We start from the raw sequence: 6,499 nt of genomic DNA on the forward strand, positions 1-6,499 counted from the left end.
GCCGGGCTTTCAATTGTAAGATACGATTGGTTAATTAGGTGTTAATTCAATATAATCGACGGTAAAAGCGTAGCTGCTGCTCGAGGAATTCTTTCCCGAAACCGTGAAGCGCAAGCTGTGATTGCCGGCCGACAGGTTAACGCTGCCCAAATTGGACGTGGCGAACGAAGCGGTGCTGGCATATTGGTCGACCGTGCTTCCTTGATTCGCGCCGTCAATTTTCAACTGCGTCGTGCCTCTTCCCGTATTTTTCTTATATCCGAAATTGACATTATACGTTCCGGCGGTCGGCACATTGACCGTGAATTCGACCCAGCTTCCCGTGTTCGTCGAGGAACTGGTCTGCAAATAAGCCCCTCCGCTTGCGGCGGCATCGCTCGAGGAAGAGGTCGTAATGCCGCTGGTCGTAGCCGTGGTCGTCTCTCCTTCAAATCGTAATGGCGAGCTGCTGCTTCCTGCGGCTCCCGGACCTACATCAGCTGTAGTAAGAGGCTTCATTACGATCGCAGCTGTGGCGTATTCGTCGGCTCCGGTATCCGGAGCCGATCTCGATTGACCGTCCATATCGGTGGTGACAAAAGACGTATAACTCGTATTCGCATAATTAATGGCTGGGCTGGTCGACGATAGCTTTTGCAGGCCGTTTACTGTCGTCAGCTTCGGGTCGGTCATCCAGAACTCGCTTTGCGAGGCAGATGCGCCTAAGGTACCTTGGGCAATGTTTTTGGAGAAAACAGTATTGGAAGTAAGCCGTTTATTCAGAAGAGAGGACGCGCTGCCGGTTACAATGTTGTTGGCGAACACGCTGTCAACGGGAGGAAGGTTGTCATTGCTGCCGTGGCCGATAATGACTGGCCGGTTATTCACGCCTACGAGTGTGTTATTGACGACCATCGCCCGATATACTTGTGCGTGAGCAAAATTGGAGGAGGTGTAGCTATCTCCCGCGCCTATCAGGATCGGGTATTCGGATGCGTTCTCGATATAGTTGTTGTATACTTTGTGGTCCTTTTCGTACATTTTAATGCCGCCCGCACCGGATTTGTTTCCTTGCAGCATGAAGTTCCCGTAGATTGAATTTTTATTGCCTGAACGGGAGGATAGCATGCCGGAGGATGTACGGATGGTATTGTATCGGACCGTGTTATTGGACGATTTAATGGCCACAATCTCGGCGTCGCCGTCACAGTTGACAAAGAGATTGTTTTCGACGACCATGTACGTGTCCTGATAATCGCCGGCCATGCCTGCGCAGCCGAGACAGATCGATTCGCCTCCCGCGTTGTCGTGGAAGTAGTTGTGGTCGATCTGCGTATACCGCGGCATATTCGGGTTATACGGCGAATTGTAGTTCGCCCATGAAGTGCGATCGCTCGGATTGGTGACGCCAGGAATCGTGCCGTAACCGACCGGCATAATATAGTGGCCGCTCTGACTGTTCGGACCAAACTCACTGTAGTCGACACGGTTATGATTACTATTGCCGGCGATCAGGACCCACTCTGTTGTTCCGGAAGCATTGAGCTGGAACGTGGAGCGCGTAATTTCGTTGTAATCGCCCTCGATCAGGACGCCCACCTTGCGACTTTTGCCATCGACCGTGAAGGTGCTGCCGCTGGTGGTCACTTTAATCCCGTTTAAGATCGTGTATGCTGCGTTCTGCAGGTGGATCGCGCCGGTGTTGAAAACGGCTTTCCCTTGATTTGCCGCTCGAATCTCGATCGGCGCTGATGTCGTTCCTTGGGTTTGAATGGTTAAACCCGTATAATTGCCGTCTGCGAGCACAACGACATCGCCAGGCATAGCATTCGCAACCGCCGAAGCCAATTGCGAATTGGTACTGACATTAATCGTTGCGGCATGAGTTTTCGGTGTGAAAAGAAACCAGAAGCACAATAAGGTAAACACCATAACGAGTGAAACCCAGCTTTTCTTGCTCAGAACGCTGCCGTACAAGTTTGTGTGCATGACTTTTCCTCCTTAACGGATAGTAAATTTCAAACGCTTTATCATTTGGTAATCGCTTTCAAAATGATGGGGGCCTCCTTTCTCAATCGAACATTTCCAATTATAGGAAAATGGTATTTGTTTTTAAATGTCATAAATTACAGTGACCGTGTGTTATTTTGCGAAATGAAGTAGCACAGGGGGCAAACTTTCATGATAGGATAGAGACAAGATGAGGGAAGAAGGGAAGTCGGGGAATGGTAGATGAACGGTTAGCCTTATTAGACGTATATATCGAACAAGCCGGTTATGAAGAGAAGCCGGACATGATTAAAGGGATTCATTTTACCGTTCGGCAAGGCGAACTCATTGGATTGCTAGGGCCGAACGGCGCCGGCAAAAGTACGACCATCAAGAGCATCCTCGGGCTTTTGAAAGATTTTAAAGGCAAAATTTCTTTCATGGGTGAAAACAAAAACTACGCGTACATTCCCGAGCATCCCATCTTGTACGATGAGCTGACGCTGTGGGAGCACATGGAGTTCGCAGCTTCGGTCTATGAGCTGGATCGTGCCGTGTTCCTGGAGCGGGCGGACGATCTTTTGCACCGGTTTCGTTTGCAGGATGAGAAGCATCAATTGCCTGGGAAATTTTCCAAAGGGATGCAGCAGAAAATTATGCTCATTCTCGGTTTTCTCAATAAACCGGATGTGTACATCGTGGACGAGCCTTTTATCGGCCTAGATCCGAAGGCCATCAAAGATTTCCTGGGGATGCTGGAAGAGGAACGAAAGCGTGGCGCCGGGATTCTCATGAGCACGCACGTGCTGGATACCGCCGAGCGGATTTGCAGCTCTTTCGTGCTGCTTTCGGGCGGAAGATTGGTAGCGAACGGCACGTTGCAGGACATTCAGAAGCAATGCGACATGCCGGATGCCCCGTTATTCGACTGCTTCCATTCGTTATTATGAGAGGAGACCGCGGTTTGACTAGCAGCTTTCAGCTTTTTACCCGAAGAGTACGCTCGGATTGGAAATTCCAGATTCGCGCCATGCGTATGGCTGTGGACTGGGTGATAGCCATCTATTTCGTCATACCTGTGCTGCTTGTGGCCGGTTATCACTATTACGCATGGTATATGACGCCGCCTGCTTGGCTCCATGGGATTTCTGTCCATACCGTCGCAACACTTTGCTATCTTTTTACATGGCTGGGCACACTGAGATACTTTGTTGAGGAGGGGGATCAGCTATTTCTCCGGCAAAATGAAGGCTGGTTCCGCCATCTCATGCATCTCGGCTATCGGTACTCGGTTGCGCTGCAGGGCATGACTTCGCTGCTGGTTACGCTAGTTTTCCTGCCGCTGCTCGTGTCCGTCTATGCGTACAGCGCCACCCAAGTTGTGGGCTTTTGGCTGCTCACCTATGTGGTCAAATTGAACATCGGATTGCTTCGTCAATTGTTGGCACTGCGGATTCGCGGGTTCATGCTTTGGGTATGGCGCATCTTGATGTTCGCGGTCGGGTTTGCCGTCTACCAGTTCATCGTGACAGCGCTCACGGATCACGCGCTCTACTGCTGGGTTGCGGTTGCGCTAGGAGCGCTGACGTTCGCGCTGTTGACTCGGGTAAGACTGCGTGCCAGAGGCACTTTCTTCGCCGATGTGGAGAGAGAACGCGATGCGCGGATGCGAATCGTTTCCCTGATGCTCATACGTGTGATGGAACGCAAAAGAAAGCCAATCCGCAGAACGCCGCTTCTTTTTGGCAGATCGCAACGACTGCTGAAAGGCAAGGGAGCCGGCACAGGGATGGCCGAGCTGCTGATCAAGTCCTTTTTCAGAAACGGTCTGCAATGGCGACAATCCATCCAGTTTGCTGCTGCCGTGAGTGCCGCTTTATTTCTACTCCCCGTTGGGATCAAGCTGCTCGTCTGGCTGCTCGCTGCGGTCCTGCTCGTCTTCTGGCGCAAATCGTTTTGCAAGGACGAGCTGACAACACCGTTCCTGAACCTGTTTCCCATCAAGGATGAGATGAAGCATCAAGCTCTGCAAAAAGCCGTCCCCATTCTCGTGCTTCCGGTTTTGATTGTGATTAGCCTTGTTGGAGGAATTTCCTTCTTCACCTGGTGGGGGCCGCTTGTCATGGTCGCGGCGGCTTTTCCGCTGGCGTATGGGAGTTCGTCTGTGTTTACTAGCTGGTATTGATGGGAACACTTTTCCTATGGGCTGAATTTCTCAGTGGAAAAGAGGAACTATCATGCTGTTGTATCAGTTAACGCAGTGGTTTGAAGAGCGCTCCTCCTTGCAGGCATCCTTGCGCATGGAGTCAGCCGATAGCGCCGGCGACGTGCACCGCAGAATCGAAGAGGTTGAGCAGCAGCTCTACGCCCATGCGGAACGGTGGAAACAGGCGATCGAGGAAGCTTCCTTCCTGCAATTTCCTTACGAGGCGCCGCATTTGGACGACGATATGGTTCTGTAGCAAGCCGCCCTTGGGGCGGTTTGCTGCGTTGTGGGGGCATCTAATCCGCGATGCTGCACGAACAAAGCCGTAACCGCAACTGTCCCGAGGGACGGCGACTTTGTTGAATTCTCATTTTTCGTGTAAAATGAGAGGGCACGATATTTGAGAATAGAACGAGGTTTATAACCATGAAAGTACTTGTGACGACCCTGAACGCCAAATACATCCACACTTCCTTGGCGCTGCGCTATCTGAAAGCGTTTTGCGAGAAAGATTTTGACGTGGAGATCGCGGAATATACGATTAAAGACCCGGTCATGAACGTCGTCTCCGATATCTATCAGAAGGCGCCGGATGTGCTGGGCTTTTCGTGTTATATATGGAACATTGAAGAGACGATTCACATTATTCGAATGATCAAAAAAATCCGCCCGGACATCCTGATCGTCCTTGGCGGCCCCGAAGTGTCCTATGATACGGACTACTGGATGAAGCGCATCCCTGAGGTTGATTTCATCGTCATGGGCGAAGGGGAAGAGACGTTCCACCAATTGCTGACGGAGATTTCCACGACGCGCAAGTACCATTTCGTCTACGGGCTGGCTTATCGCAAGGAGGAAGAGGTCGTGCTCATGCCGGGCAGGCCGAAGCTCAAGCTGGACGACATTCCGTCGCCGCACCGGTTTAAGGAGGATGTGCCGAGCCTTGCAAACCGGGTTGTCTATTTTGAGACGAGCCGAGGGTGCCCGTTCTCTTGTCAGTTCTGCCTCTCGAGCATCGAGGTGGGGGTGCGGTATTTTGACATTGAGCGAACGAAGGCTGACATTCTGTACCTGATTGATTCCGGCGCGAAGCTGATCAAGTTCGTCGACCGGACGTTCAATATCAAGCGGGATTATGCGATGGAGATTTTTGAGTTTCTGATCGCGAACCATCGCGGCACGGTGTTCCAGTTCGAAATCACTGCCGACATCATGCGGCCGGAGGTGCTGGATTATTTGGCAGAGCATGCGCCGCCAGGCATTTTCCGCTTCGAAATCGGCGTGCAGTCGACGAACGATACGACGAACGAGCTTGTGCAGCGCAGGCAGAATTTTGCCAAGCTGACCCGCACCGTCTCGAAAGTGAAGCACAGCCTGAAGATCGACCAGCATCTCGACCTCATCGCCGGCTTGCCGGAGGAGGACTACAACTCGTTCCGCAAGACGTTCAACGACGTGTTTGCGCTGGGGCCGGAAGAGCTGCAGCTCGGCTTCCTCAAAATGCTGCGCGGCACCGGCATGCGGGCCGACGCCGACAAATACGGCTATGTCTACATGGACCATGCCCCGTATGAAATTCTCGGCAACGACATTTTGCCGTTTACGGATCTGATTCGCATCAAGCGTGTCGAAGACGTGCTGGAAAAATACTGGAACGCCCACCGGATGGATCATACGGTGAACTATTTGATTGCGAACGAGTTCGAGTCGGCGTTCGACTTCTTCCAAGAGTTCGGCGACTACTGGGAAGCGCGCGGCTGGCAAAAGATCGGGCATCAGCTCGAAGATCTGTTTACGCGCCTGCGCGACTTCCTGCTGCACCGCGGAACCCGCAATTACAGCATCATCGAGGCCCTGATGAAGCTGGACTATTTCCTCGGCCACAAATACAAGCCGCGGAAAATCTGGTGGGACTTCTCCCTGGAGAAGTCCGAGCAGAACGCGTACCTCCGCTTGCTGGCGGAGGAGCCGGGCCGCGTGAGCGGAGACTTCGCCAGTCTCCGCATCAGCGAAAAAGACCTCCACAAGCACACGGTGGTGGAGGTGCTGCCCTTCGCTTTGCAGGCGTACCTGCAAAGCGGGGAGATCGACGAGCGCAGCCACGAGCTGCTCGTCGTGCATTTCCCGCCGGATGCTGGCGCACCGGCGAGCTTTTATACGATGCCGCTGCAGGAGCTGGCGGCACGTTAATGCGCAAGCCGCATGCCTTCGGGTATGCGGCCTTTGTGCGTCGGGGGACGTCGCCCGACTCTCACGGTGCTCGCCACCGCCCGCCCACCGCGCTTGCAATGTCTGCGCCGTCGCTCCCCGTTGTCGTCACCATTC

At 52.9% G+C, this 6,499-nt stretch carries 5 protein-coding genes; 4 read left to right on the forward strand and 1 reads right to left on the reverse strand.

Annotated elements, in window-relative coordinates; genetic code table 11:
* Positions 1 to 30: 30 nt before the first annotated feature.
* Entirely contained in the window at positions 31 to 1,968 is a 1,938-nt protein-coding gene (locus EJQ19_RS10215; protein ID WP_126141109.1) for a chondroitinase-B domain-containing protein, read from the reverse strand.
* 236 nt (positions 1,969 to 2,204) lie between these two features.
* On the opposite strand from EJQ19_RS10215, the gene EJQ19_RS10220 reads away from it, so the two are divergent.
* The 4 genes from EJQ19_RS10220 (at position 2,205) to EJQ19_RS10235 (ending at position 6,364) form a co-directional block, all read left to right on the forward strand.
* Positions 2,205 to 2,918: an ABC transporter ATP-binding protein gene (locus EJQ19_RS10220; protein ID WP_126141110.1), complete on the forward strand. Its 714-nt coding sequence runs from the start codon at positions 2,205 to 2,207 to the stop codon at positions 2,916 to 2,918.
* A 14-nt stretch (positions 2,919 to 2,932) separates the two neighbouring features.
* A complete protein-coding gene (locus tag EJQ19_RS10225) occupies positions 2,933 to 4,153 on the forward strand; it encodes an ABC transporter permease (protein ID WP_164716445.1) in 1,221 nt (406 codons plus the stop codon).
* Between the two features lie 52 nt (positions 4,154 to 4,205).
* Complete coding sequence (locus EJQ19_RS10230) at positions 4,206 to 4,430, forward strand: hypothetical protein (protein ID WP_126141112.1); 225 nt, start codon at positions 4,206 to 4,208, stop codon at positions 4,428 to 4,430.
* 170 nt (positions 4,431 to 4,600) lie between these two features.
* A complete protein-coding gene (locus EJQ19_RS10235) occupies positions 4,601 to 6,364 on the forward strand; it encodes a B12-binding domain-containing radical SAM protein (protein WP_126141113.1) in 1,764 nt (587 codons plus the stop codon).
* Positions 6,365 to 6,499: the final 135 nt, after the last annotated feature.

It is taken from the genome of Paenibacillus whitsoniae (assembly GCF_003955665.1).
Classification (GTDB): domain Bacteria; phylum Bacillota; class Bacilli; order Paenibacillales; family NBRC-103111; genus Paenibacillus_E; species Paenibacillus_E whitsoniae.